The 25,369-nt window shown below is 40.5% G+C and carries 29 protein-coding genes; 10 read left to right on the top strand and 19 right to left on the bottom strand.

From position 1 onward, the window contains the following. Positions 1–135: 135 nt before the first annotated feature. Genes CSC79_RS09215 through CSC79_RS09195 form a run of 5 tightly spaced genes read right to left on the bottom strand, consistent with a single transcriptional unit; the run spans position 136 to position 3,898 of the window. A complete protein-coding gene (locus tag CSC79_RS09215; RefSeq protein WP_237113992.1) occupies positions 136–741 on the bottom strand; it encodes an SCO family protein in 606 nt (201 codons plus the stop codon). After that, the gene (gene cyoE / locus CSC79_RS09210) at positions 738–1,646 is read right to left on the bottom strand and encodes a heme o synthase (protein ID WP_099295536.1); all 909 of its coding nucleotides are present in this window, start codon (positions 1,644–1,646) and stop codon (positions 738–740) included. Before cyoE ends, CSC79_RS09215 begins: the two co-directional genes overlap by 4 nt. Positions 1,647–1,655: 9 nt before the next feature. Beyond that, entirely contained in the window at positions 1,656–2,645 is a 990-nt protein-coding gene (locus CSC79_RS09205; protein ID WP_099295535.1) for a COX15/CtaA family protein, read from the bottom strand. Positions 2,646–2,666: 21 nt separating this feature from the next. Then, positions 2,667–3,161 carry a transmembrane cytochrome oxidase associated protein gene (locus CSC79_RS09200; protein ID WP_099295534.1) on the bottom strand — a complete coding sequence of 165 codons (495 nt, stop codon included), beginning with the start codon at positions 3,159–3,161 and terminating at the stop codon, positions 2,667–2,669. Further along, positions 3,158–3,898, bottom strand: coding sequence for an SURF1 family protein (locus tag CSC79_RS09195; RefSeq protein WP_099295533.1), 741 nt, complete (start codon positions 3,896–3,898; stop codon positions 3,158–3,160). Before CSC79_RS09195 ends, CSC79_RS09200 begins: the two co-directional genes overlap by 4 nt. Between CSC79_RS09195 and CSC79_RS20340 the strand changes: the two genes are divergently transcribed. Beyond that, entirely contained in the window at positions 3,852–4,214 is a 363-nt protein-coding gene (locus CSC79_RS20340) for a DUF2909 family protein (RefSeq protein ID WP_343255774.1), read from the top strand. The genes CSC79_RS09195 and CSC79_RS20340 overlap by 47 nt on opposite strands. Here CSC79_RS20340 and CSC79_RS09185 read toward each other — a convergent pair. The 6 genes from CSC79_RS09185 to CSC79_RS09160 all read right to left on the bottom strand — a co-directional run bounded on the left by CSC79_RS09185 (position 4,114) and on the right by CSC79_RS09160 (position 10,222). Further along, positions 4,114–4,989, bottom strand: a complete 876-nt coding sequence (locus CSC79_RS09185) for a cytochrome c oxidase subunit 3 (RefSeq protein WP_099295531.1) — start codon at positions 4,987–4,989, stop codon at positions 4,114–4,116. The genes CSC79_RS20340 and CSC79_RS09185 overlap by 101 nt on opposite strands. Continuing rightward, on the bottom strand, positions 4,986–5,528 hold the full coding sequence (locus tag CSC79_RS09180) for a cytochrome c oxidase assembly protein (protein ID WP_099295530.1): 543 nt from the start codon (positions 5,526–5,528) through the stop codon (positions 4,986–4,988). The genes CSC79_RS09185 and CSC79_RS09180 overlap by 4 nt, the downstream gene beginning before the upstream one ends. Beyond that, positions 5,528–7,129: a cytochrome c oxidase subunit I gene (ctaD, locus tag CSC79_RS09175; protein WP_099295529.1), complete on the bottom strand. Its 1,602-nt coding sequence runs from the start codon at positions 7,127–7,129 to the stop codon at positions 5,528–5,530. Before ctaD ends, CSC79_RS09180 begins: the two co-directional genes overlap by 1 nt. After that, a complete protein-coding gene (coxB, locus tag CSC79_RS09170) occupies positions 7,126–8,271 on the bottom strand; it encodes a cytochrome c oxidase subunit II (RefSeq protein ID WP_099295528.1) in 1,146 nt (381 codons plus the stop codon). The genes ctaD and coxB overlap by 4 nt, the downstream gene beginning before the upstream one ends. A gap of 468 nt (positions 8,272–8,739) precedes the next feature. Beyond that, entirely contained in the window at positions 8,740–9,357 is a 618-nt protein-coding gene (gene lexA, locus CSC79_RS09165) for a transcriptional repressor LexA (protein ID WP_099295527.1), read from the bottom strand. Between the two features lie 94 nt (positions 9,358–9,451). Continuing rightward, positions 9,452–10,222, bottom strand: coding sequence for a hypothetical protein (locus CSC79_RS09160; protein ID WP_099295526.1), 771 nt, complete (start codon positions 10,220–10,222; stop codon positions 9,452–9,454). A 113-nt stretch (positions 10,223–10,335) separates the two neighbouring features. Here CSC79_RS09160 and CSC79_RS09155 point away from each other — a divergent pair, with 113 nt between their 5' ends. After that, the gene (locus CSC79_RS09155) at positions 10,336–10,779 is read left to right on the top strand and encodes a PaaI family thioesterase (RefSeq protein WP_099295525.1); all 444 of its coding nucleotides are present in this window, start codon (positions 10,336–10,338) and stop codon (positions 10,777–10,779) included. On the opposite strand, the gene CSC79_RS09150 is transcribed toward CSC79_RS09155, so the two are convergent. Further along, the gene (locus CSC79_RS09150; protein ID WP_099295524.1) at positions 10,776–11,156 is read right to left on the bottom strand and encodes a hypothetical protein; all 381 of its coding nucleotides are present in this window, start codon (positions 11,154–11,156) and stop codon (positions 10,776–10,778) included. The two genes, CSC79_RS09155 and CSC79_RS09150, sit on opposite strands and share 4 nt — an antisense overlap. Positions 11,157–11,345: 189 nt before the next feature. Here CSC79_RS09150 and CSC79_RS09145 point away from each other — a divergent pair, with 189 nt between their 5' ends. From CSC79_RS09145 to CSC79_RS09130, 4 genes are all read left to right on the top strand, one after another. Next, positions 11,346–12,062, top strand: coding sequence for a hypothetical protein (locus CSC79_RS09145; RefSeq protein WP_099295523.1), 717 nt, complete (start codon positions 11,346–11,348; stop codon positions 12,060–12,062). A 72-nt stretch (positions 12,063–12,134) separates the two neighbouring features. Next, positions 12,135–12,788, top strand: a complete 654-nt coding sequence (locus CSC79_RS09140; RefSeq protein WP_099295522.1) for an endonuclease — start codon at positions 12,135–12,137, stop codon at positions 12,786–12,788. 95 nt (positions 12,789–12,883) lie between these two features. Beyond that, positions 12,884–14,515: a S41 family peptidase gene (locus CSC79_RS09135; RefSeq protein WP_099295521.1), complete on the top strand. Its 1,632-nt coding sequence runs from the start codon at positions 12,884–12,886 to the stop codon at positions 14,513–14,515. Further along, positions 14,508–14,879 carry a hypothetical protein gene (locus CSC79_RS09130; protein WP_099295520.1) on the top strand — a complete coding sequence of 124 codons (372 nt, stop codon included), beginning with the start codon at positions 14,508–14,510 and terminating at the stop codon, positions 14,877–14,879. The genes CSC79_RS09135 and CSC79_RS09130 overlap by 8 nt, the downstream gene beginning before the upstream one ends. Positions 14,880–14,920: 41 nt before the next feature. On the opposite strand, the gene hmpA is transcribed toward CSC79_RS09130, so the two are convergent. Genes hmpA through CSC79_RS09115 form a run of 3 tightly spaced genes read right to left on the bottom strand, consistent with a single transcriptional unit; the run spans position 14,921 to position 17,628 of the window. Next, positions 14,921–16,102, bottom strand: coding sequence for an NO-inducible flavohemoprotein (gene hmpA / locus CSC79_RS09125; protein WP_099295519.1), 1,182 nt, complete (start codon positions 16,100–16,102; stop codon positions 14,921–14,923). A gap of 27 nt (positions 16,103–16,129) precedes the next feature. Continuing rightward, entirely contained in the window at positions 16,130–17,362 is a 1,233-nt protein-coding gene (locus CSC79_RS09120) for an NnrS family protein (RefSeq protein WP_099295518.1), read from the bottom strand. After that, entirely contained in the window at positions 17,362–17,628 is a 267-nt protein-coding gene (locus CSC79_RS09115) for a hypothetical protein (protein ID WP_058561461.1), read from the bottom strand. The genes CSC79_RS09120 and CSC79_RS09115 overlap by 1 nt, the downstream gene beginning before the upstream one ends. Before the next feature lie 159 nt (positions 17,629–17,787). Between CSC79_RS09115 and norR the strand changes: the two genes are divergently transcribed. Continuing rightward, on the top strand, positions 17,788–19,347 hold the full coding sequence (gene norR, locus CSC79_RS09110) for a nitric oxide reductase transcriptional regulator NorR (RefSeq protein ID WP_099295517.1): 1,560 nt from the start codon (positions 17,788–17,790) through the stop codon (positions 19,345–19,347). Here norR and CSC79_RS09105 read toward each other — a convergent pair. Beyond that, a complete protein-coding gene (locus CSC79_RS09105) occupies positions 19,342–20,235 on the bottom strand; it encodes a LysR family transcriptional regulator (RefSeq protein ID WP_099295516.1) in 894 nt (297 codons plus the stop codon). The genes norR and CSC79_RS09105 overlap by 6 nt on opposite strands. A gap of 142 nt (positions 20,236–20,377) precedes the next feature. On the opposite strand from CSC79_RS09105, the gene CSC79_RS09100 reads away from it, so the two are divergent. Then, a complete protein-coding gene (locus CSC79_RS09100; RefSeq protein ID WP_099295515.1) occupies positions 20,378–20,947 on the top strand; it encodes an NADPH-dependent FMN reductase in 570 nt (189 codons plus the stop codon). Between the two features lie 3 nt (positions 20,948–20,950). Here the strand turns inward: CSC79_RS09100 and CSC79_RS09095 are convergent, their stop codons facing one another. Then, positions 20,951–21,394, bottom strand: coding sequence for a TerB family tellurite resistance protein (locus CSC79_RS09095; RefSeq protein WP_099295514.1), 444 nt, complete (start codon positions 21,392–21,394; stop codon positions 20,951–20,953). Between the two features lie 136 nt (positions 21,395–21,530). Between CSC79_RS09095 and CSC79_RS09090 the strand changes: the two genes are divergently transcribed. Next, a complete protein-coding gene (locus tag CSC79_RS09090) occupies positions 21,531–21,857 on the top strand; it encodes a hypothetical protein (RefSeq protein ID WP_237113993.1) in 327 nt (108 codons plus the stop codon). Here CSC79_RS09090 and CSC79_RS09085 read toward each other — a convergent pair. Then, on the bottom strand, positions 21,854–22,462 hold the full coding sequence (locus CSC79_RS09085) for a hypothetical protein (RefSeq protein WP_099295512.1): 609 nt from the start codon (positions 22,460–22,462) through the stop codon (positions 21,854–21,856). The genes CSC79_RS09090 and CSC79_RS09085 overlap by 4 nt on opposite strands. 181 nt (positions 22,463–22,643) lie before the next feature. Here CSC79_RS09085 and CSC79_RS09080 point away from each other — a divergent pair, with 181 nt between their 5' ends. Further along, positions 22,644–22,955: a hypothetical protein gene (locus CSC79_RS09080; RefSeq protein WP_099295511.1), complete on the top strand. Its 312-nt coding sequence runs from the start codon at positions 22,644–22,646 to the stop codon at positions 22,953–22,955. A gap of 42 nt (positions 22,956–22,997) precedes the next feature. On the opposite strand, the gene CSC79_RS09075 is transcribed toward CSC79_RS09080, so the two are convergent. Continuing rightward, positions 22,998–25,337, bottom strand: coding sequence for an Ig-like domain-containing protein (locus CSC79_RS09075; protein ID WP_143483826.1), 2,340 nt, complete (start codon positions 25,335–25,337; stop codon positions 22,998–23,000). Positions 25,338–25,369: the final 32 nt, after the last annotated feature.

Genomic DNA, 25,369 nt, shown 5'->3' with positions numbered 1-25,369 from the left:
ACAAAAGCTTAGACGGACTTACCGAAAATGCCATAAATGCATCAAAAAAAGAGTAAATTAGTTTTCCAACCGTCTGAAAACAAAAAAGGAGCTATTCGCTCCTTTTATATTTTATACGCCCAATTTATCGCGTGTTTATTCGTAATAATCTGCAATTATTTTAAATTCCTTAAGCATTTTTTTGGTGTTTATCAGGGGCACACTTCCTTGCTTAAACTCAGGTTTGAATATTGCCCTTACAGCCCCAGTTGAATCAACCAATGCAACTGATGCGCTATGATCTACGGCGTATTCTTGTTCTGTACTATCACTAATGGCATAAATAAGCCCAAGCTCCCTTACAAACGGGAACAGTGCTTTATGCTCTCCTGATACGGCTAAAAAGTTAGGATTAAAATAATCTATGTAGGCTTTTCTTTTCTTGGCAGTATCACGTTTTGGATCCACTGATAAAAACCATATTTGCAATGCGTACTGATCACTCAGTGATTTATGGACTGCGTTTAGTTTTGCTAACGTGAGTGGGCAAATATCTGGGCAACTGGTATATCCCAGAAATACGAGGTTCCATTGCCCCTCAAAATTAGCGTTTGTCACTTCACTATTGTGTTGATCATTTAATGAAAATTCACTGAGTGGTTTTGCAGTTTCATAAACTAATGCATCTACGTTTGGCTTGCTCTTATCACTACAACCTACCAATAACAAAAAACATAAAACCACCGTTACCCATATTTTCATATAACTAGCCATTTATCAGCAAATAAGGCTATGAAGAGTAACATCAAATGGATAATTGAAAAACGAAATAGATCCATCGCAGTTCCCTCTTCAGGTGCTACTTTTAATTTAATCGCTTTATAAATGAAGACTGCGTTTAATAAGCTAGAAGCGGTTAAGTAAATCTCTCCAGACATGCCTATTAAATACGGTAGTACACACACTAATGCTAATAAAATAGAATAAGCGATGACACACGTTTTACTAAATTCAATACCATGTGTAACGGGCAGCATAGGGATTTTAGCACGTTCATAGTCACTTTTTCGTGCAATGGCTAATGCCCAAAAATGAGGCGGCGTCCACGTAAATATTATCATCACTAATAACCAAGGTGCAGCCGCCATTTGACCTGTTTCAGACACCCAACCCAATAAAGGGGGCATTGCACCGGCAAGCCCACCAATAACTATATTTTGTGGTGTAGCCCGTTTTAAAAACGACGTATAAATAAAGGCATAACCCACCAGCGCAAAAAGTGTTAGTACAGCGGTAAGCAGATTAGCCCACATAACCAGCATAACAAAACCGCTCACACCAATGACTGCTGCAAAAGAAAGAGCGTGCCGTTTTGATAAACGCCCTTTCGCCACTGGGCGATGACGCGTACGTGCCATTTTGCTATCAATTTCGCTATCAACTACATGGTTTATTACCGCAGCGGCTGCTGATAACAGACCTATGCCCAATAAACTAATAAATTGTACAGCAACCCCTCGGCCCACATCAGGGGCAAGTGCCAGGCCCACCCAAGCAGTTAAAACCAGCATTGCCACTACTTTAAATTTACTAATTGCCAAATAATCTTTTAATAAATCGGACAGTTGGTGAGGTGTGACTTTTGTTATTGTTAATGATTGTGCCATAACAGCCTCCTAGCTACGTGCTTTTAAATAGAAACATAAACGAATAAGCGTTATTAATAGTATGGCAGCCATTAAATTATGTGCCAGCGCTACCCCTAATGGAAAATGCCAATGCACAACAGCCAGCCCTAAACTTATTTGACACACTAACGCAACCAATACAGTGATCGTGCAATGTTTAATTTTTGCTGATAAGGCATGGCTATAAATTCGCCACATTACGAGCGCAAGCACAACACACGTCACTAAAGCCCAAATTCGGTGCAATAAGTGAATCGACATTCTTGCTTGCTGTGACAGCACGCCATATTCATACGTACTGTGTTCTAACGGAAGTTGAAACACACTACTTAGAGAAAAGGGTTGCCCATAACTACACAGTGGTAACCCGTTGCAATGTGGTGCAGCATAATTTGCCGCCAGCCACCCCCCTAATGCAATTTGAATAACCAATACAACCAATGCGACTAGGCTCAAGTTAAAATGACGTCGTGCAGGCGCATCTCCTCCTGCTATAGGTTTAGCGGTTAGCCTTAAATACAACAAAGCGACTAATGACAAAATACTAAAGCCGCCCAATAAGTGGCCCATTACAATAAGGGGCTGCAGATTCATTGTTACAGTCCACATGCCTAACGCTGCTTGAAATATAACTAACACTAATAAAAAAAAGGGTAATTTAACGGGGGATTTTGAGTGCTTACGTTGAATGAACGCGAAAATAAATAGCGCTAAAATCAATACCCCTAGGCTGCCAGCAAAATAGCGATGGATCATTTCTTTCCATGCTTTTGCGGTTTCAAACATCATATCTGGGTAAGTTTGTTCAACATGTGCTAAATCTGCTTCATGTTTTGGTACTGTCAAAAAGCCATAACAACCTGGCCAGTCAGGGCAACCCAACCCTGCATCACTTAAGCGCGTATATGCGCCTAATCCGACAACCACAATAGATAAAAAGAAGGTTGCTACTACTAAGTTTTTATAATTTTTATACATCATCAGCCCCTTTTAATGGCATTAGCTTGAGCGCGAATAATTGAGTAACTTCTTTAAGTCTTTTAATAGCCCCTTTTGTGTTAAGCGGTTTTGTTGTGGTTCTTGCTTATATGGGTAATGCAAAACAACTAACCCCATGTGATCAATTAGATATAAACTTGCAGGCTCAAGCTGATCTGTTTCTGCTAATTGCCGCCATGGTGTTGCGGTGTCTTTTGGTTCTCCTAAAATCACCATGTCTACTTTGCCCTGGTTTTTACCCAGTGCGACATATAAATTATCCAGTGCACTTAATTGCTCAGCACACGCTTGCGAGCATTGCTGTGGGTGATTAAGTGCAATTGTCCATTGTTTGTGTTCTGTTTCTCGCCACTGCCTGAGTTTGATCTCTGTTGTTAAAAATTCACCATTGTTACTTATAGCGGGTGAGATCCACTCAAACTTGAGTGCCAGGTAGGCCATTATCAAAGGCACTAAACAGCATCCAACAAAAATAACCATCGGTTTGTTTTTCATTTTAAATCCTTCTTTTTGCTTGCAAATACAGCAACCCCAACGCATGCTAAACCAATTAATAGCCACTGCACTGCATAGCCATAATGTTTTTGCGGGCTCATTACAACAGCTTGGTAATGCGGTATACCTAGCTCATCGCCTGCGCCTTGCCGATAACCAATAAAATCAGCCATCAACGTTCCTGTTTGTTTAGAAAAAATGTCTAAATCAATATTTTGAATTCGCTTAGGCCAACCATCTGACTGGACTGCATCACTATTTTCTAAAGTAAAACCTGATAGTTTTCCTTGCTTTAATTGCACTGTCATTTCAATAGGTTGCTTTGGCAGATTAACGGATGGGAGCTGTTGACGTGTAAGTGGCGCTTTTATCCACCCCAAATTAACGACAATGGGGGTTTTACTGTCTATGGGTGTAAATAAAGTAAGCACATCGTAGCCCACTTGTCCTTGGTGTATTTGATTATCCAACAACCAATAATACTGACTTGCGACTTGACCTGTAAGAGTGACTTTGATGCCAGTTTTATTCCAGGTAGCTGGTAATGCTTGCACGTTAGACCATTGCATAACCCCTTGGTCTTGCACACTATCAATATGTGCAAGTTGCAACGACTTTGCCTGTGCACGCTGTATTTGCCAATAACTCAAACGCAAACAAACGAATACCACAACTAACACCACGCAAACGATGAAAATTGAGCTAAGCTTTTGTTTACGCCATAAAACTAACTGCATAAAGGTGAACCCAGTGATTATAAAAATTATTATTGTACTGTTGTTATTGTTTATACTTTTTAACTTATTTCGTGCGCTATTTATTATGGTTTCTGGTCGTGATAAAGGACGGCCTATGTCTCATTATTTAGGCCGTCGCGTGTTATTTTCAGTTGTTGTACTTGTTGTTGTTATTGCCGCGTTCAAACTTGGCTTTATCAACCCAAATGCAAACCCTACAGCACATATACAAACACAAATAAACACAACCAAACCACATCAACAAAATGCCAGTACCAAGCAGCAGCTTGAAAAGCAAAATGCTTTTTGGGACTAAAATGGCCTTTTAAAATTCTAAAGAATACAACTAATAAAATAATTGTACCCAAAGTCACATGCATGCCATGAAACCCTGTTAGCAAGAAGAACGTATTGCCATAAACACCTGAGTCTAAGGTTAATCCTAGATCTTGATAAGCATGAATATACTCTTCAACCTGTAAGCCTAAAAATACAACCCCTAATAAAATAGTGGCGCCTAAAAAGACTTTTAACGGGCCTCGTTTATTGTTTTCCATTGCCACATGGGCAAAATGCAGCGTCACAGATGAGATAAGCAATATTACTGTGTTTATTAAAGGTAGCCCAAGCCACCCCATTGCTTGTGTTGTATCTCCTGCCGGGGTAGTCACTAATGGCCATACAGCTTCAAACGTTGGCCATAGCACCTCATTAGTCATCGCATTGTTACCTGCGCCCCCTAACCAAGGAACAGATATCATTCGGGCATAAAATAATGCACCAAAGAAAGCCATGAAAAACATTACTTCAGAGAAAATAAACCAACTCATCCCTTGACGAAATGATCGATCCATCTGGGCTGAATACAAACCTTGATGCGATTCTTCAATCACATTTTTAAACCAGCTGAATAACATATAGAGTAAAATAGCAATGCCACCGTACAATATGTAATGTCCATTACCGCCCTCTTCGCTCGCTTGCATGACCGTTAGCGCAGCACCTACAGCGATCAAGAACATCGCGACAGCACCCACAATTGGCCAAGGGCTTTGATCAGGCACATAATATTTTTCGTAGTTTTGATTCATCTTACTTGCTCCTTATTACTAGCCAAAAATTGACTACTAATATCAAACACGGTGTATGATAAAGTTAGCTCTTCAACATCACTTGGGAGCTCAGCATCGACATAAAAAAGGAGTTTAAACTCAACCTCTTCTCCCGCTTTTAGCGGCTGTTGGTCAAAACAAAAACACGCCATTTTATGTAGGTACTTAGCTGCTTTACCTGGTGACACGGAGGGAACTGCTTGCATAACTTTGTCTTGGTTACTGAGGTTTTTTGCCTTAAATAATACTTCTCGCATTGCACCAGGTTTTACCACCACACTGTATTCATGTGATTTCACTTCAAACGGCGCGCCACTTTGAGCATGTGTTGTAAAGCTCACATCAACTTCGCGGTTATCAGTAATGGTTTTACTTTGCTGTGCTTGCTCTAGAGAGGGCTTACCATTTAAGCCTGTGATATCGCAAAAAACATCATATAAAGGCACCAAAGCAAAAGCGAAAGCAAACATGCCTATGCATATTAATACCAGTCGTTTAAGCAAAGGTGCATGCGTCATTATTTAATCTCCGGTGGCGTATCAAAGGTATGATATGGCGCTGGTGATGGGACTTCCCACTCTAACCCCTCTGCGCCATCCCACACTTTTGCTGGCACTTTGTCACCGCCTTTTGCACACTTATAAACCACAACAACAAACAATAACTGTGACAAGCCAAAGGCAAAGCCGCCAATACTAATAATCGCGTTAAAGTCAGCAAATTGCAGCGCGTAATCTGGGATCCGTCTTGGCATACCAGCCAGTCCCACAAAATGCATTGGGAAGAACAACACGTTTACACTCACCAAAGATAGCCAAAAGTGCCACTTTGCCAAGGTGATATTAAACATATTACCCGTCCACTTTGGCAGCCAATAGTATGCCCCCGCCATTATCGAGAATACGGCTCCGGTCACTAACACATAATGAAAATGTGCCACCACAAAATACGTGTCGTGATATTGAAAATCAGCAGGTGTAATAGCTAACATCAAGCCTGAGAAGCCACCTAGAGTGAACAGTACAATAAACGCAATACTGAACAACATGGGCACTTCAAAACTAATCGATCCTCGCCACATAGTGGCTACCCAGTTAAACACTTTTACCCCAGTAGGCACCGATATCAACATCGTTGCATACATAAAGAATAGCTCTGCTGCAACGGGCATCCCTGTGGTAAACATGTGATGTGCCCAAACGATAAAGCTTAACAGCGCAATCGAAGAAGTTGCATACACCATAGAGGCGTAGCCAAAGAGTTTTTTACGGGAAAAGGTTGGAACTATCGTCGAAATAATGCCAAATGCAGGGAGTATCATGATATACACTTCAGGATGGCCGAAGAACCAGAAAATATGCTGGAACATAACCGGGTCTCCCCCTCCAGCAGCATCAAAAAAGCTGGTTGCGAAGTATTTATCCGTTAACACCATGGTGACCGCACCGGCTAACACAGGCATTACTGCAATCAATAAAAACGCTGTGATCAACCACGTCCAAACAAATAACGGAAGCTTCATCCACGTCATGCCAGGTGCGCGCATATTAACGATAGTGACAACCACGTTGATGGCACCCATAATGGAGCTAATGCCCATTATATGCACCGCAAACACAAATAGAGCGGTATTATCATTGCTATACGTTGTTGAAAGCGGCGCATAGAATGTCCACCCAAATGCAGGGCCACCGCCTGGCATAAACAACGATGCTAACAAAATCAAAAACGCGAAAGGTAAAATCCAAAAGCTCCAGTTATTCATTCTAGGTAGGGCCATGTCCGGCGCGCCAATCATTAATGGCACCATCCAGTTTGCCAATCCAGTAAATGCAGGCATTACTGCACCAAACACCATAATTAAACCGTGAACTGTGGTCATTTGATTAAAAAAATGAGGGTCGACTAACTGTAAACCAGGCTGAAATAATTCAGCGCGGATCACCATGGCCATCGCACCACCAATTAAAAACATGGTGAGTGAAAATATTAAATATAAACTACCAATGTCTTTATGATTAGTTGTAAACAACCAACGTTTAAAGCCCTTTGCAGGCTGATGATGTCCTGCATCGTGATGCGCAGCGTCGTTGTTATGCTCGTCTGTTATGCTACTCATGGCTTAGCCTCCGCAGTTTCATCAATCCATGCCTGAATATCACTTGGCTGAACTACTTCACCTGTATTGTTACCCCATGCGTTACGTTTATAGGTAATAACAGCGGCAAGCTGTTTAATTGATAGTTGTTTTACAAACGCCTGCATGGCTGTACCTGGGCTACCATGTACAACAATATCGATGTGATCTTTAATATCTCCCAATACGATAGGGCTTCCTTTCAGAGCAGGGAAAACACCTGGTAACCCCATGCCTGTGGGTTGATGGCAGGCAGCACAACTGGCCATGTATACTTGCTCACCAAGTACCATAAGTTCTTCTTTTGGTAGGGTTTGGTCTAATAGTGCAGCATCAGCAGCTGCGGCTTGTTGCTTAGCTTGCTTAGCGTTGGCTAACCAAACATCAAAGTCTGCCTCAGACTTGGCCTCTACTACGACGGGCATAAAACCGTGGTCCTTGCCGCAAAGTTCAGCGCACTGACCTCGGTAAATACCCTCTTCATTAATTCGGGTCCATGTCTCATTGATAAAGCCTGGATTAGCATCCTTCTTAACAGCAAAGTCAGGCACCCACCATGAATGAATAACGTCATCAGAGGTCATTAAAAAACGAATTTTTTTGTTAATTGGTAGCACTAAAGGTTTATCAACCTCAAGTAGATAGGTATCCGTTTTTTCAGCTTGATTTGCAATTTGGTCACTTGGTGTTGAAAGAATAGAATAAAAATCAACATCCTCTCCCATGTATTCATAATGCCATTTCCACTGCGACCCCGTCACTTTGATAGTGATGTCAGCTTTGCTGGCATCCTCCATTGCGATTAAAGTTTTAGTGGCTGGTACTGCCATGGCTATAAGAATGACAAAGGGAATTGCCGTCCAAAGTATTTCGACTTTTGTACTTTCATGAAATTGGGCAGGTACCGCCCCTTTCGATTTACGATGATGTATTAATGCCCAAAACATAACGGCAAATACAATCACCCCAATCACACAACATATTATAAAAATTGTCATGTGCAGTTGATAAACATTATTACTTATATCGGTTACACCTTCGCGCATATTAAATTGGCTGTTTGCCAATAATTGCTGCGGAAGCATTAGTAATATAAGCCACAAGGTAGAGCTCAATTTACCCATGTGACAGCTCCTTTTGATGCTATTGCAAGACGCAAAGCGAAGAGGCGGCACTGCTTTATTCGCGCCAATTCGTTATTTTTTATTGTTACTGATGCTATTTATGTCTTTTGACGCCATAGGGCAAAAAGATCACTAATTAACACAGCGTATTAACCAATTAGTTAAAAAATAAACAATTAGCAAGTTTTAAGGTAAATAAAATTCTATTTTGGTGCAAAAATAACAATGTTAAATCAGGGCGTTATTTTGTTTTTGGGAAATAGTGTAAGGGCTTAAAACTAGCGGATAACGAGCTATGATAAGGGATAAGACACTACATAGAAGTGTAAGATACAGTAGCTAAAGTTGTTAAAAAAATAAAAGCACCAAATTTCACTTATTTGGTGCATTGAGCATAAAACTTAATAAGGCAGTAACTATCTAGGCAAGCGTAATGTTTATCATTGGCTTGAGTAGTAAAAACAGCTCTTACATCCAATCAGCGTTACGAATCACGCCAACTGCCAGCCCTTCAATATTAAATGATTCATGTTCAAGATCGACCTCAATCGCAGAGAACTCTTCGTTCTCGGCGTGCAATAAAACTTTACGTCCGGCTTTTTCGAGCCGTTTTACAGTCACGTCTTCATCAACACGCGCAACAACTACTTGGCCGTTTTCAGCCACTTGCGTTTTATGTACAGCAAGCAAATCACCATCCATAATACCAATGTCTTTCATACTCATACCTTGTACACGCAATAAAAAATCAGCGGCTGGCTTGAACATTAAAGGGTCAATCTGACAATGGCTTTCAACATGCTGTTGTGCAAGTATTGGTTCACCAGCTGCGACTCGGCCAATGAGTGGTAATCCAAGTTGCTCGGGTTCATCCTCTTCTACCAGCTGAATACCACGGCTTGCACCTGGCTTCATTTTAATAACACCTTTTTTAGCCAGTGCTTTTAAATGCTCTTCAGCAGCGTTTGCGCTTTTGAAACCTAAAGTTTGCGCAATTTCAGCACGCGTAGGCGGCATACCAGTATCTTTGATAAACACTTTGATTAATTCAAGAATTTGAGCTTGACGATTCGTTAATGGGCGCATACAACTGGTTTTCCATACAGTACATTTAACTGTGAGTATATACAGTTATTTGAAAATCGCAAATTTTAAATTAGTTACCTTTAGCCCTTCTTTTTTACCATCTAGTACTTAACAATAAAGTGGCGCTATTTAAACCATCATCAGATTTAAAAGATGCGCCTAAACCAAACTTTAACGCTATATGCTCATTAAACCAGTACTGTGTTTGCAACTCATAGTTATCCGTATTATTGCCATGGTCACGAACATTAGCGACCAAAGCAACAGACCAATCTTGATTTATATAATACGCTACCCGCCCTTGAACATACCGATAGCGCTCAACTAACTGCTTAGCTTGTAGATCCCAGCCTTTATTATTCGTTAAGCTGGTCCAACGCACATACGGCGCATAACTCCATTCAACCGACGTTACATTGTCTTTTAAATAATAGCCTCTCCCTTGAAAATAGTTGTAAAAAGCAGTTAAGCCTATTTGTAGTTGATCATTTACCTGGTTTCCAATTGAGGCCGTCACTAAAGAGCTGTCTGATTGCCAATGGCCGCCATCATCATCAACATGCCGCAAGCCAGCCGCTAAAATTAAGCCATGTTGCCAATAATAAGTCGCATCACTGGTAATATAATAAAGGTTGTCATTCGCAAAGCCACCTAACGCAATATTGTTCACTCGGTGCAAGTGACTTTTTAGCTCTTGAGGACCAGATAAGGCGGTTAAGTCATCACTAAAATAACGGTATCTCGCACCTAAAAATGCTTTATCGAAGCCACTTAAATCAGTGAACCCGAGATCAACCTGATGATTAATATCTGCATAGCTGGATAACGATAAACAGCTAATTAACAGCATTATTCCTTTTTTCATCTTGCGTTCCTAAAATGTAACATTAGGTATATTTTAGCTATTTAGATGATCTTAACTGTAGGAAAGTGTACAAAAGTGTAGACTGGTTTTAAATTTTTAATTGAGGATACTCCATGGCTATTTGGTATCACCCAATCACTCTAGCGCAGTGTAAACAACTTGATGAAGGCATTAATGGCCAAGGCACGTTAATGAAAACAATGGGTATAGAAATCACTGAGATTGGCGACGACTATTTAGTGGCAACTATGCCTGCAATACCTGGACACCACAATCCCATTGGAATGGTTCATGGCGGAGCAAATGTTGTGCTTGCAGAAACAGTTGCCAGTTATGCTGCTAATTTTGTTATAGATTTCACAAAATTTTACTGTGTTGGCCAAGAAATAAATGCCAACCATTTAAAAGCATCGCGCAATGGCATGCTTACAGCAGTTGCAAAACCTATACACATAGGCAAACGGACATCGGTATGGGAAATTAAAATAACAAACAGTCGAGGCGAGCTGTGCTGCGTATCAAGAATGACCGCAGCAGTGGTTGAGCGTAAAAATTAACTTTCCATCGGATAAATCGTTATCTCAACGCCTGCACCAATAGCAGATATTCGCAGCAGCGTATCTGCTTGCAGCGCTTGATTAAAACATTTTGGTGAAGTGCCTGATTCAAAGCCTATATCAAACGTGCGCCGAGAACACGCTAGCCATTGTTTTAATGCATTACGTGAACAGGATTCAATTAATTCACACATATGGTTAATGGCTTTATCTGGTGTAGACACTTCAATATTCGCCTCAATACGCGCTAATTGACGATATTCATCTTTGTCATAGTGTAAAACTGTGGCAATTTTTTTTAAGTCTGCCACTAGTGCACTAATATCTTGTTTAGACTCAAGCTCTAGATCTACATTTAAAAATTGAATTTCCGACATGCTATTGTTTTACCCCGCGTTAATTACAACGCAAACTTTAACCTAAATTTGCGTTTATACCAAACCCTATCCCTTGCAAATTAGACCATCACCTACGTATCTAGCCCTACTGCGACAATTTGCCACATGGTCAAACACTGTATACTTTGTAAAATACTGCACAAAAAAATAATAACAAATGAGTTCTTGATGAATAAACGTATTTTTAAGCACGCTCGTAAATATCATAAATGGCTTGGATACATTCTTGCTTTGCAAATTTTTGCATGGCTATTAGGTGGTTTAGTCATGAGCGCTATTCCGCTTGAAAAAGTTCATGGTAAGCATTTGGCAACTCGAGCTATCGATAATCCATTTACTCAAGCAGATTACCCAGCATCGCTCGACAAAATAGTTGCTCAAGTCAAACAGCCTAAACAGATTACCTATTCTCATTTTTTAAACACCCCAATCATTACGCTAAAAACTGACACAAAAGAGCACCATTTTGATGGGGTATCGGGGCAACCATTTAGTAACCCCAATAAAAAACAAATTACTGCAAATGCAAAAGCCCACCTACTAATTGACGCTGAGATTAATACGATAAATCTACTTGAAACAGGGCCTCGAGAAGTTGGCTACAAAGAAAATATATGGCAAGTGAGTTTTAACGACACTTTTAATACAACACTCTATTTATGGGCAGATAGTGGTAAAGTAATCACAGTTCGCAGCACAATATGGAGAATTTTCGACTTTTTTTGGATGTTGCACATAATGGACTACGATGAACGCGAAGACTTTAATAATCCATTATTGATTAGCTTCTCTGCAAGCAGTGTTTTATTTTGTTTAACTGGCTTTGTTCTATTGTTTCAAAATGTGCGTTTACGCAACCGTAGACAACCTAGAATAAGCTCCTAATAATTCATTATTTACCCATTAGATTAATCACTCTAAAATGGCGTATCCTGTAGTTCACTAAAATGATTGGATATGCCTTACTTTATTATTGCGCTGATAGCTTCACTTGTAAGCTTTAACCTCCACAGCGAGCAATTTACTCGCTTCTCAACAGCAAAAAGACATTTAATAAAAACGTTACCCAGTGATGCCAAAAGTATTTACTGTGGTTGTGATATAAAGCGCCAAGGTAAAAAGCTAATACCCGATCCAAATGCGTGCGGTTATATACCGCGCAATGCCGTGACTCGTTCAGGCAAACCGAACGCGCGAGCAGTGCGAATTGAATGGGAGCATATAGTCCCAGCATGGGAGTTTGGCCACCAGTTACAGTGCTGGCAAAATGGCGGGCGAAAAAACTGCGTGAAAACCAGTGCCCAATTTAGAAAAATGGAAGCCGATATTAATAACCTTGCGCCTGCAATCGGTGAGATTAACGCTGATAGGTCGAATTATCGCTTTGGTATGATTGCAGGTAGCGCCACACAATATGGTAACTGTCAGGTAAAAGTTAATTTTAAACAACGAGTTGTTGAGCCACCCGCTTATTCACGAAAGCGTATCGCAGATGCATACTTTTACATGCAAAAAACCTACGGATTAAAAATATCTAATAAGCAACAGCAGTTATTTAGAGCATGGCAAAACCAGAGTTTAGCGCAAACCAAAAATTCTCAGCATCTTTAACTCTACAAATGTTTACATTATAAACATATTTTTGTTGCCTATCTTGGGCTGTATTGATATTTTCGAAACAAGTATTTACAGGAACGTAACTAAGTATGTTTAATAAAAAAAGAATCTCTACTGCTATTCTCATTGCTTTTTCTGGCCTTGCAATTACAGCATGTGGAGGCGGCGGTAGCCTAAATAAAGATTCAAATGATACAGACTCTACCAATGTGGTAACACCGCCACCACAGTCTAATGAGGTTGAATGGGTTGCGGGTGAATTTGACGCATCAAGTACCTTTAAGAATCAATGTGATGTGCCACGCACAGGCAACGATCCATACAATAATAATCAACCATACCCTGATAAAGCGGGCTCCACGCTGACAGAAAAAATGTGGCTGCGCTCTTGGAGTGATGAAACATACCTTTGGTATGATGAAATCACAGACAAAAACCCTGAAAGCTTTGATACTGTCGCGGCATATTTTGCACAATTAAAAACTGAGCAAACCACAGATTCTGGTGCTAAGAAAGATAACTTTCATTACAGCGAACCAACAGAAGACTTTTACAAAGAAGCACAATCAGGTGTGGTATCAGGTTACGGCATTAACTGGTCATTTATTTCAAATACGCCACCAAGAGTGTTAAGAGTTGCCTATCTTGAAGATAATTCACCTGCTCAGAATGCAGGGATCCAACGTGGCGATACCGTTCTCTCTGTAGATGATGTAAGCATAGATACCAACACTCAAGATGGAATTGACTCGCTCAATAGTATTTTGTTTGGCCCAACGGCTGGCGAAGCTCATAACTTTAGAGTGCGCAGTAATGATGGGACTGAAAAATCAATCACTATTACTGCGGGTAATATCGCCAAAACCCCGGTACAGAACGTAAATACGTTTACTACACAAAACAATACACGTGTCGGTTACATGCAGTTCAATAGCCATATCGGTGTTGCACAAGAAGGTTTAATCGATGCCGTTAATAAGTTTAAGGCTGATCAAGTCGACGAATTAGTCATCGACTTTAGATACAACGGCGGTGGTTTGTTAGCCATGTCATCACAATTAGCTTACATGGTTGCTGGCCCTGCTAACACCGAAGATTTTTACTATTATCAAACCATTCAGAATGACAAGCTACCACAAGAACTACCTTTGTCATTCATTAATCAAGAAATTGATTACTCAACATTTGAAGGCAAGCAAATACTTTTACCTGATTTAAATCTATCAAAAGTTTATGTGTTGAGTACATCAGGTACCTGCTCTGCCTCTGAAGCCTTTATTAATGGCTTGAAAGGGATTGATGTTGAAGTGGTATTAATTGGTGATACAACATGTGGTAAACCTTATGGTTTTACGCCTACACACAACTGTGCAACTACTTACTACACGATTCAGTTTAGTGGTGCTAATTACAAGGGCTTTGGTGAATATTCAGATGGTTTAACACCCACCCCTTCACCCCAGTTTTCAGCTGATGTTAAAGGCTGCCCTATTGCTGATGACTTTGATCATCAACTAGGTGATACAAACGAAGCACTGCTATCGACGGCGTTATACCATATTACAAATAATGGCTGCCCTGAAGTGCCACAAAATGCAAAACAACAACCTGCCAGCTATTCACCAAGTAATGAAACTGGTTTATCGCTTGAGATACCTCAGTCGCTTTACAACACAAATATGGATTTAACCTGGCCTAGTACAGGGGATGCAAATGACTAAATACATGCTAAGTGCTGTTTGCGCAGTAATACTAACCGGATGCAACAGCACACAGGCTTTAGAGCCTCAAGATGCAACTCTAACACGAGTAAATCCGGGCATTGTTACACAGCTGCAACAAGCAATTCAAACTGCAAAAGGTGGTCCTTTAGTGACTCTTGCGGATGATGTATTTACTAAAAGCGCACAGCTTTTGATAGATCACGGCACGACTAAAGGCCCTGATGGCATGCCTATCATGGGCGCACATAACATCCCTTCAGAAAAGTTTGTCTTGCAAAAATCAGGGGAGCAATGCTTTTTATTTTACCCTAAAAAACAACTGAGTATTCCACTTAGCAATGTCGAATGTGAAGTTATTTAAAACCAAAAAGGCGCATTAAGCGCCTTTTTACTATAAGCGGATTAAAGCGCTTGGTGTGGACCAAACACCTCGTAATGTATGCGCTCAGCATCAACGTTTAAAGCAAGCAACTGTTGCTTAATTGCTGCCATAAAACCTGTTGGGCCACATAGGTAAAAATCGCCTTCTAGCAATGGAAGTTGATCTGCAACAGTGCTTATATTCATTAACCCTCTGAACACTTCATCCTTAGTTTCTTTATTATACCAAGTGTAATGCTTTAAAGAGGAATGCACGGCAGCAAGATCTGTTAAATAATCGGCAAACGCATGATGCTCTGCATTTTCACAGGCGTGTAAATAAAAGGTGTTTGGGCTCACTTCATCCTGTAATAATGTTTGCAGCATCGCGAGCATAGGAGTTTGACCAACACCAGCCGAAATTAGCACTGTTGGTTTTTTACTGTCTTTTAAAAAGAAATCACCAGCTGGCGGAAACAGCTCTACAGTATTACCCACATCAAGTGAGTGTAAGTAGTTGGAAACAATACCAGGACCCGGTAAGCATTCTTTTTTCACACTGATTCGGTAGTTCTGTGTATTACTTTGTTGAGAAATAGAATATTGTCTAATTTCATTATATTGCATGTCATTAGGTTTAACTTTAATACCTAAATACTGCCCAGGTTTATGAGTTATTACCGCCTTGTTATCAATCGGCGCAAGTATAAAGCTGGTGACTAACGCAGACTCAATGTGTTTTTCTTTAATAACAAATGGACGTGTGCCTGACCAACCTCCATGTTTAGTTTTACTGTGCTCGTAAAGTGCGGCCTCTTCGGTTATACAAATATCAGCAAGTAAAGCATACGCCTCGCGCCAAGCGTACTCCACTTCAGCGGTGAACTGCTCAGGTAATAGCTCTTTTAAGGTGCCAATCAAATGCCCACCCACAATGGGGTAGTGCTCAGGCAAGATATGCATACTGGCATGTTTATGATTAATTCGTGCTAATGCCTCTTTTAACACATCTAAGTTATCAATGTGTTGTGCATACGCAGCTAACGCATTAAATAATGCAAACTGCTGACGGCCGCTGCGTTGATTGGCCATATTAAAAATATGCTGTAACTCAGGGTTGTGACTAAATAGCCGATTATAAAAATGTTCTGTCACAACTGTCCCTGCTTGGGCCAGTAAAGGTGCTGTACTTTTTACAATCGAAATGGTTTTTTCAGATAACATACTACGTTTCCTAATAACTTAAAAAAATTAACCCCGACGCCCATCAACACGACGCTGTGTCAAAATAGGTGTGAAATGGAGCAAGAACAATAAAAATGCCACCAGCCAACATAATGCGCTAAGCTGCCACGCAGTAGATGAGCCAATGACGGTGGGAAGTAATGAACGAGTTATCGCCGCAATAATCATTAAAATGAACGCAGCCGATATAGCGTGTGGAACACAAAGAGAACGGCCTGTATGACCCAGTGATACACGACTCATCATGGCTAAAATCATCATGCTAATCGTGCCGATAGTGATCATATGCAGCGCGTCGCTAAATAAGATAATTGAACTGAAAAAGCTCAGGGCAACTAAGGTTAAACCCACACCCAAAGCAAAATAAGACACATGCAGTGACCACAAAAGCGGCACTGTAAATACCTTCTTATTCCACCATATAAAGGAGCGAGTTAAGTGCAAAGCAGCCACGGCGCTCATTATCCAACCGGGGTTTAAACTGCTCACAAATACCTGACTAATGAAAAAAGCAGAGACACCCAGCACCGCGCAATACAGCAATATTTTATCTAATCGGGGCGAGCGCACTTGCTCGCTGAGCTCTAAGCCTCGTGCTGTAAAAAAGGGCACAACACGCCCGGCAATGACCCCAACTAATATCGTCATTACTAAGATGGCGGTATCAACGATTGATAATGCCAAGGCACTCTTTTGTAAATTGACTAACCATAGATAGGAAATATTTAAAGCTGCTAGCGCACTGAGCATAAATAGGAATACATAGTTATTGTTACTTTTAGCCGCAATCAGCATGTTGGCTAAAACGATAATAGCGCCAAGCCACCATAAAAACTGTAATCCAATTACCAGATATACATTAATATCGCTAACACCTGGAATTGAGATGAAAAATGCACCGCGCGCTGTTAACCAAATCAAGGTTAATCCCATCAAACGCCATCCACTGATACTAGGCACGCCGGTCCAGGTTTGAGCCGCGGTTAATAAAAAACCTACAGCAACAAAACCTGCAAAACCAAACATCATTTCATGAGCGTGCCAGAATGTTGCAGGCATACTTAACTGCCAATTTGCATACCCAGTTAAAATAAGTAACCAATAGCCAATAGAAAAAAGGGCAAGCAAGCCCGCACCTAAGAAAGCAGGGCGAAAAGCGAGGTTCCAGATTGGCCATTGACTAATTTGATAAAAACGCACATTTTCAGCCGCCGGCTCAGTTAAATTTATTGGGCGCATTAGCGTACCTCTCTACCTAAGCTACTTAATGCTATACAGCGCAACACATAACTAATTTTTAAAATAGTCGCTGCGATAATAGTGGAAATATGCGCCACTATTTGCAGCTTAATTGAAAGTAAATCAGCCAACGGGTAACTAAATAAAACAGTCACTCCAAGGGACAGGCAACTCAGTAAAAGCGCCCAGTTAGCGCCTCTTAATAAACGCAGGTAAAAATCAGTATCTGTGGCTAAGTTGCTGCAAACAGTGTTGTAGTAAGACATAAATCACCCTGTACATTATGGATATACACCTTGTATTGCACAGAGTGAGCCAACAATTAAAGTCATTAATTATCAGTGCCTTAATATTTAATTATTGACTTATATGTCATAATGACACACCATTAAAAACAAAATAAAACACATTAGAGTCAAATTGACATGATAGATACTACTGTCCTTTTAAACACCGCTTTGCAGCTAGGCTCTATTAAGGCACAAGCCAATCACTATCAACATATTATTGAGTGTGTAAAAGGCGTAGTCTCCAGTGATGCAACTGCATTGCTTATTAGTCAAAACAACGTGTTAAAACCAGTAGCCATCGATGGCTTAATGCCAGATACATTAGGCAGACGATTTGTGATCAACGATCACCCCCGCTTACAGGCTATTTGTCGCTCAGGACAACCGTTACAATTTGCTCAAGATTGCTCGTTACCTGATCCTTATGATGGGTTACTTAACCCTCAAGAAGGGGATATTCCCGTACATGCCTGCCTGGGTATGCCATTATTAGAAGGCGACACTTTATTGGGGGTGATTACATTAGATAGCCTAAATGCCCACGCCTTTGATGACTTTGATATGCAACAGCTCGCCATACTTAGTCAGCTGTGTGCAGCACAGTTAAAAACCGCCCTTTTGTTACAGCAGTACCAACATCATGCCCAACATAGTCATGCATTAGTACAAGAGTTAAATCGTGAAGCACTCACCCGAGATGGGGTTGAAATTATTGGCCACAGCCCAGTAATGCAAACGTTAAGAAATGACATAAAACTGGTTGCAAGTTCTGAGTTCAGCGTATTGATACAAGGTGATACAGGAGTTGGCAAAGAGCTGGTTGCGCGCAATATACACTTACATTCCAAGCGCAGTCAGCAACCTCTGATCCACTTAAACTGTGCCTCATTACCTGAAAACCTCGCCGAAAGTGAATTTTTTGGTCATGCTAAAGGGGCGTTTACCGGTGCGGAAAGTGCACGCCAAGGGAAGTTTCAACTTGCTGACGGCGGCACGTTATTCTTAGATGAAATAGGCGAATTACCACTTACGATGCAAAGTAAATTACTGCGGGTATTACAAAGTGGTGAAATTCAAACGCTCGGCGAAGATAAGATAAAATATGTTGATGTACGTGTGATCGCCGCAACTAACCGTAATCTTAAAGATGAAGTGGCACAAGGTCGCTTTAGGGCCGATTTATATCACCGGCTCAGTGTGTATCCTTTACATGTACCGACATTAAAACAACGTGAAAACGACGTGGTACTTCTAGCCGGTTTCTTTATCGAAAAAACAGCCAGAAAACTAGCCATTAAGCAACTAAAACTGAGCGTCGAGGCGCAGCTGACATTAACTCAATACTCTTGGCCTGGCAATGTTCGAGAGTTAGAGCATGTTATAAGCCGCGCAGCATTAAAAGCCAAACAAAGCCAATGGCAGCAGGCCATCATTACTATAGAGGCTGAACACTGCGAGCTAAACCTTAATACACAGACTCAGGCTCTGCTTACAACACCTACCACCGTGTCGGAAAATAGCCCGCAACTGTCATTAAAACAAGCAACAGATACCTTTACGCATAACCTTGTTAGTCAGCAGCTTGAACAGCATAATTTTAACTGGGCCGCGACCGCACGCACTCTATGTGTTGACCGCGCTAATTTAATCAGACTGGCAAAAAGGCTCGGCATTGAAATTAAAAAATCGTTATGAAGTTATCTCTTTAAAATACGCTTTTAAAAGTTGGCTAAAAGCCTGCACCTTCGCTGTACGATGTACCAGATGATGTGTAACTAACCATAAATCGGTAGGCCAACTTAACTCACTCGCTAATACTGGCACTAAATCGGGGTATTGCGCAGCCACATCATGTTGTAAGCCACCAATACCTAATCCTTTCACAATAGCGCGTGTTGCTTCAGAGGTTTCAGACACGCGTAATTTAACTTGTGATGCGGGAATATTTTCATCCACCCAAGCAAAGTAAGGCACCTTGGCATTGTAACCTGCTACGCCCGAAACAAAATTATGCAGCTCTAACTGCTTTAATGACTTAGGCAGCCCATGCTTCTCTATATAACGTTTAGATGCATAAAAGCCCGATGACAAATGAGCTAAGTGCTGAGCAATATAATCCCCTTCATCAGGCCGGGGACCTGCACGCACTGCGATATGCGCTTGACCATGATCTAAGCGTAAACGTTTTTGGTCAAGAATGACTTCTAACTGCACTTGCGGGTGTAAACTCTGAAACTGCTCGCACACATCGCTCAGTACATCAATGAAACCACTTACAGTGGTAAGCAATAAACTGCCTCGTAAAGTGCTATCTGCTGCAATTATGTCATTATGTAAGCGCTCAAGGTCGGTATTAATAGCCTGTGCAGTAGTGAACAGTTTTGCACCGATTTCTGTGACTTTATATCCTCGAGCATGGCGGTGAAACAGTCGTGCATTTAAATTCTTTTCTAAATTATTTATCCGCCTAAGCACTGTGCTGTGGTGTACGTTCAAATTTTCCGCAGCGGCAGTCAATGTCCCTAACCGCGCAACTTCATAGGCAACTTTTACATCTTGCCAATCACCAAAGTGTATCGCCATGCTTACTCATAATTTTAACTGTGCATATATGCACATAAGTTTTGCGTTTATTTGGCTTTTCTGCAAGTAAATATTTGCTAAAGTAACTAACAGACAAACTAACCTGAACTCGGGTTAACTAAATAACATTAAGGCGAACACCATGACTGCACCAAAAATTATTGCCTTAGCAGGCAGCTTACGTAAAGACAGCTTTAACCAAAAATTGATTAATGAAGCAGCCCGCTTTGCACTAGAAAGCGGTGCAGAAGTTGAAGTGCTTAAATTAGCTGATTTAAATTTACCAATGTTCGATGAAGATATTGAAGCACAAGGTACACCACAGGGCGCACAGCTTTTGAAAGACAAACTACGTGCTGCAGATGGTATTTTGCTTGCAAGTCCTGAATATAACGGTTCGATTACCGCCGTACTTAAAAACGCTATTGACTGGGCATCACGTACAGAGCAAGGTGCAGTGCCTGCATTTCGTAATAAAGTAACTGCGCTTTATGCCTCTTCGCCTGGTGGTTTAGGTGGTCTGCGCGGATTAAACCATGTTCGCGATATTCTATCGGGTATCGGTAGCTTAGTGCTGGCTGACCAACTTGCAGTGCCAGCCATCCACACTGTACTTGATGAAAATGGCCGCATTAATGACCCTGCTACAGCAGAAAAAATAGCCGGCCTTGCACAGCAGTTAGTAAGCGTTGCCAGCAAACTAAACAAGTAATTGCTAAATTTTGGTCGCTGCTAACTTAGCAGCGATAAAATCCTCATGGGTAACATATAATAAGTTTGCTACCCTGCGAATAACATACTCTTCTTGTGGGTCTAACTCACCATCGGCATACGCTAATCGCCATAATAACTCCACGATATCTATGCGCTGCTGCGCGCTGCACTGATTATTAATTTGTTTAGAAAACTGAAAGTAGTCAATCGCTTCATCTAAGCTTTTACCCGCACTTTGCATAAGCTCATCAACTTCTTCATCCGTTAACTGAAAATACTTTTTAAGTGTGAAAGTTAACGTTTTAAGTTCATCGTCCTGCTGCTGGGTATCAGCGCGCATTACTTCAATCAATAGTGCCGCTACAGCCGTTTTCAGATCATGTTCTTGCATCTGAGTTGGCTGTTCATTAAAAGTTGAAAATAGCTGTTTTATTTGTTTGAACATCACATTTTCCCTTTTTGGGTGTTAGACTTAGATCATGATTTACCACTGTAGTTAAATCGCCGACGCAATACAATAATGGAGTGTAAGGTTTATGAGAGGAAAGATAGCACGGAACTTAAAATTAAGCGGTAGTTTAATGCTATTGGTAAGTTGTGCCGTGACACACGCAGAGGTTGGCAAAACCGAAAAGCGCTATGATTTTGATCATGAAGTGCATTATCACCAAACTCAAATTGACGATAATAACTATCGCCTCGAAATACAATCAGACAGCTATCAGCACTTCCAAAAACAATCTGTGTTTTTACTACGCCATGCTCAGCGCTTATGTAAGGGCAGCTCTTTTATGTTAAAAGTGACTGATGGCGTACAAGAGTATGAGCGCTTCCCTAGCAAACCTCGCCCCTATCAGCCACCTTTAACAGTATTACTGCAATGTGAGACAGAACCCACAAAAGATTAATTTTTACTTTTTGAGTCTTTATAGCCCCAAGGCGCAGCAGGTGGTGTAATTGGTTTAGTTAAATCAAAATCAACGCGGAACTCACGGCCTTGACGAATCAAGCGATAAGTAAATTTTTCAGGGTAAATATACATCTGCCACGTATTACCCATTGATTGCGGTATACCTTGGCTCACAAACAATTCTTTTGAATATTGATCTGCAGGAAATGACTGCACGCTTTCAAAGCCCGCATCAACCGTATGACCACCATACATAGTTGATACATCATCAGTGCCGTCTTTATGGCGATGATCGTGCTTTAAGCTCAAACCACTGCCTGTTTTTGTGATGATCCACGTACGTGACGCATCATCGCCAACATGAAACGGGACTTGAAGCTCTCGCTCATCACAACGGCGAACATGCATAACCAGCTTTTTACCCGCAAACGAGCTAGGACCAGCAGCATTATCAACCGTAACTTTACCTTCATACGCTTTACCACAATGAGCGGCTATATTGTCAAAAAAGCCATCATGGCTTGGAATAGACACCAAAGGCGCAGGGCGCGCAAATGCCGCGGTAGATGCCAACAATAAAGTCGCAGCAGTTAATAATTTCATAGCATGTTCCTAAAAATATAAAGTCCTAGCTTAGCGTTTTTATAAAAGCAAAGGAAGTAATCGCGGTGAATGGCCATTAAGATATAAGTTAGCCTATCAGCGATAGTTAAAAGAAGGCTTCAGCACTTGCGCTTGGATGTAAAAACTTATGTTTTATAAGAAATAAATTGAGAGTGATGAGATGGAAAACTACCCTTTGTTGGCGTTCATTTTAATTTATGCGCTATTCATTATACAAAACCGAAAATATAACGCATTACTGACTTACTTAGAGCAGACATACCCAACTCAATGGGAACAATTAGCGAAAAATACACTAGGCGATACTTCGCGCTCCGCTATTGCTGCTAACTTAAATGAATCACTAAAAAGTGGTATGTTCTCAACCCTAGATGACCCAAAAATTAGCCAATTTAAAAAGCTTAAAACTATTAGTATGACTATTTGCTTTGCACTTGCAGTACTAGGTTTGACGATTGCTTATATGTATTAACCACAAAAAAACGCGGCCTGAGCCGCGTTTCATTATTTATAATTATGGATTCAAAGGCACTGCTGAATTAAATCGGATATAGCCCTTTAATTCTGGAGATTCACTGCTCTCACAACTCTGCTTAATATTTACAGCCAATTTTTGGATTTCATTTTTAGCATTTTCTTCTAACTCAAAAATCTCAAATTGCCCATAAAGCCTACCACACCCTCGATGCTCCCCAGAGAGATCTAAACCTGCCGACGATTCACCTTGAAAAGGGTAACGGGTAGCATTTAAATACTCTCCAACAGACAAGCTTGCATCACCAGGGGCTTTTAGATTTAAACTCCAACTGCTTTCATCACTTTCAAAAGTAAATTCTAAATGAGATTGATTATTTGAATCACGCGACACAGAGAAATTACCTTTTTCCTGCGTCTTTATGATCTTCTTCCCTAAGCTAACATAATCATCTTTTATGCCATCTATAAAAAGATACGTTCCTGAGTAAGGCAAATACTGTAAAGTTATTCTTTCCTTTGCAAGATCGCCTAAGTCATTAGTAAGTATCACTTCAACGGTGATATCTGATTTAATTCCTTCTGGTAAACTAAAACTTGTAGAAACTGCATTTTCGTCATCAAATTCAATGCCTACACCATTTAAATCAACCCATTGATAAGATAGAGCCTGCCCTTTATTTAAAATACTGTCCTCAATACTCAACGTAGGATATTGATTGTCTTGATAGAAATAATTGGAGCTTGTTAAATTAGGAATAATACTATCTGTTGTTTTTATATCTAAAAATATCCAATCATGCTCTTGCCCTGTGACACTTGTAATACCCGAAACCTGTAAATCATAGTCTGTATCAGCCTTTAATGGCTGTTCTGGGTAAATATTTATTAACGCGCCAGCAACCTCAACTCTACCAGGAATATTGATATAGTCGTACCCTGATTGAGTTTGGAAATGTACAGAAGCAGAAGTGTCAGCTGCTACAGCTCTTGAAAAAATTAGAGGTACGGGGCCATCCAACTGAACTGAATTATTATTAACACTTCCAGGATCAAGTACTCGATCAAAATTATCTGCACGAAATGCTCTGATATTGTTATACATATTAAACGTAGACATAGCTTCGGGAAGGAAGGTGGACCAATGAAGCTGGAGCTGTTCTTCACCATAGCTAATGTTTAACTTATCAGAATCTGAAACAAAATTACTGGCTAGTAGTATCGACTCTTTTTCTGAGCTAACTTTAATAGAGCCCTTATGTGGATATTCCATAAAATACCCATACCAAGCCTCTTCTTGAGAAAAGCTGAATTCACCATTCAAATTTGTATCATCAACAGTACCATTTGTTTTTATGCTGTATGTTGCTGTATCAAAGTCAATTACCTTCTCTATCGTTAATTCTTTAATGTTGACATGATAAAAAGTTTCATCATAACTAAATGGCTTTAAAGCTTTTCCTTTAAGTTTTTCATTTACAGCTATAGCAATGGTTCGAGTGCTCGGCGAATATGCAAAGCGAGTTGAGTAACTTCCCTTAAACGTCATTAGCTCATTATATGAGTAAGTACTTTCCAAGGTTTTAATATCATCATTATTGACACTAAACTCAATGATGCCATTTTGTAAATCAGCGTCTAAAATCGTGACTACTCTGAGGCCACTTAATGCATTCCGATAATTATCCGAGCAATCCTGAAAAGATTGCTGCAATATATCCCCTCCTGTAATAGTGCTGGAATCATCATTATCCAGATATGAAAGTGTATATAAGCCCCCGTTTTCACACACTTTGTCGAGCTCTATATCTTCTCCATCAAGCTTTGCTAATAGCTGATTACTAAAAGTTTGCGCTTCTTCTAGTAACAAATTTTGTATTAACAAAACTGTTTTTGCTGCATCTTTTGGTTTCTTTTCAACATTAATACGGTGTTTTACCTCAATTGTATGTTCAATCTCAACTTCTTGCCCATTATGAGCAACGTACAATTTATACACCGCAGAGGTATCCTCTGTTACATCGAATGGCTCTATGTTCAATGTAGCCTCTTCACTGATGAGGCTTCTTCCAGAGTCATACCAATGCACCACAACATCAGTACCACTTTTATTTATATTGGCTTGTAAGGTAAACCCGTCATCCTCCGATACACTATCTGGACCATCTATTGAAACCGTTAATGACTGCTCAACGGGAGTTTCTGCGCCACCTCCACTACCACCACACCCAGCAATCATTAAAGCAGCGACTAAAAGCGCCCAAAAATTTCTTTGCAACTTACAATTCACGTAATTCACCTGATTTTTATCATTAGTATATTGTGAATTGTACCCATAAAATAAAAAAATGTAATGCTGTAAATTAATTCCTTGACTCACAAAAAACGCGACTTTCGCCGCGTTCATTGTTT

The sequence above is a fragment of the Pseudoalteromonas sp. 3D05 genome (assembly GCF_002723455.1).
Classification (GTDB): domain Bacteria; phylum Pseudomonadota; class Gammaproteobacteria; order Enterobacterales; family Alteromonadaceae; genus Pseudoalteromonas.
This window is presented reverse-complemented; position numbering and strand designations above follow the sequence as displayed.

Coding starts and splice junctions, on each gene's coding strand:
- CSC79_RS09215 (WP_237113992.1), bottom strand. CDS start 741: ATGAAAATATGGGTAACGGTGGTTTTATGTTTTTTGTTATTGGTAGGT.
- norR (WP_099295517.1), top strand. CDS start 17,788: ATGATAGATACTACTGTCCTTTTAAACACCGCTTTGCAGCTAGGCTCT.
- CSC79_RS09160 (WP_099295526.1), bottom strand. CDS start 10,222: ATGAAAAAAGGAATAATGCTGTTAATTAGCTGTTTATCGTTATCCAGC.
- CSC79_RS09085 (WP_099295512.1), bottom strand. CDS start 22,462: ATGAAATTATTAACTGCTGCGACTTTATTGTTGGCATCTACCGCGGCA.
- lexA (WP_099295527.1), bottom strand. CDS start 9,357: ATGCGCCCATTAACGAATCGTCAAGCTCAAATTCTTGAATTAATCAAA.
- CSC79_RS09155 (WP_099295525.1), top strand. CDS start 10,336: ATGGCTATTTGGTATCACCCAATCACTCTAGCGCAGTGTAAACAACTT.
- CSC79_RS09150 (WP_099295524.1), bottom strand. CDS start 11,156: ATGTCGGAAATTCAATTTTTAAATGTAGATCTAGAGCTTGAGTCTAAA.
- CSC79_RS09095 (WP_099295514.1), bottom strand. CDS start 21,394: ATGTTCAAACAAATAAAACAGCTATTTTCAACTTTTAATGAACAGCCA.
- CSC79_RS09180 (WP_099295530.1), bottom strand. CDS start 5,528: ATGACGCATGCACCTTTGCTTAAACGACTGGTATTAATATGCATAGGC.
- CSC79_RS09080 (WP_099295511.1), top strand. CDS start 22,644: ATGGAAAACTACCCTTTGTTGGCGTTCATTTTAATTTATGCGCTATTC.
- CSC79_RS09195 (WP_099295533.1), bottom strand. CDS start 3,898: ATGCAGTTAGTTTTATGGCGTAAACAAAAGCTTAGCTCAATTTTCATC.
- CSC79_RS09200 (WP_099295534.1), bottom strand. CDS start 3,161: ATGAAAAACAAACCGATGGTTATTTTTGTTGGATGCTGTTTAGTGCCT.
- CSC79_RS09205 (WP_099295535.1), bottom strand. CDS start 2,645: ATGTATAAAAATTATAAAAACTTAGTAGTAGCAACCTTCTTTTTATCT.
- CSC79_RS09120 (WP_099295518.1), bottom strand. CDS start 17,362: ATGCGCCCAATAAATTTAACTGAGCCGGCGGCTGAAAATGTGCGTTTT.
- CSC79_RS09115 (WP_058561461.1), bottom strand. CDS start 17,628: ATGTCTTACTACAACACTGTTTGCAGCAACTTAGCCACAGATACTGAT.
- CSC79_RS09090 (WP_237113993.1), top strand. CDS start 21,531: ATGCTATTGGTAAGTTGTGCCGTGACACACGCAGAGGTTGGCAAAACC.
- coxB (WP_099295528.1), bottom strand. CDS start 8,271: ATGGGTAAATTGAGCTCTACCTTGTGGCTTATATTACTAATGCTTCCG.
- ctaD (WP_099295529.1), bottom strand. CDS start 7,129: ATGAGTAGCATAACAGACGAGCATAACAACGACGCTGCGCATCACGAT.
- CSC79_RS20340 (WP_343255774.1), top strand. CDS start 3,852: ATGAAAATTGAGCTAAGCTTTTGTTTACGCCATAAAACTAACTGCATA.
- CSC79_RS09100 (WP_099295515.1), top strand. CDS start 20,378: ATGACTGCACCAAAAATTATTGCCTTAGCAGGCAGCTTACGTAAAGAC.
- CSC79_RS09135 (WP_099295521.1), top strand. CDS start 12,884: ATGTTTAATAAAAAAAGAATCTCTACTGCTATTCTCATTGCTTTTTCT.
- cyoE (WP_099295536.1), bottom strand. CDS start 1,646: ATGGCACAATCATTAACAATAACAAAAGTCACACCTCACCAACTGTCC.
- CSC79_RS09105 (WP_099295516.1), bottom strand. CDS start 20,235: ATGGCGATACACTTTGGTGATTGGCAAGATGTAAAAGTTGCCTATGAA.
- CSC79_RS09130 (WP_099295520.1), top strand. CDS start 14,508: ATGACTAAATACATGCTAAGTGCTGTTTGCGCAGTAATACTAACCGGA.
- CSC79_RS09145 (WP_099295523.1), top strand. CDS start 11,346: ATGAATAAACGTATTTTTAAGCACGCTCGTAAATATCATAAATGGCTT.
- CSC79_RS09140 (WP_099295522.1), top strand. CDS start 12,135: ATGCCTTACTTTATTATTGCGCTGATAGCTTCACTTGTAAGCTTTAAC.
- hmpA (WP_099295519.1), bottom strand. CDS start 16,102: ATGTTATCTGAAAAAACCATTTCGATTGTAAAAAGTACAGCACCTTTA.
- CSC79_RS09185 (WP_099295531.1), bottom strand. CDS start 4,989: ATGAATCAAAACTACGAAAAATATTATGTGCCTGATCAAAGCCCTTGG.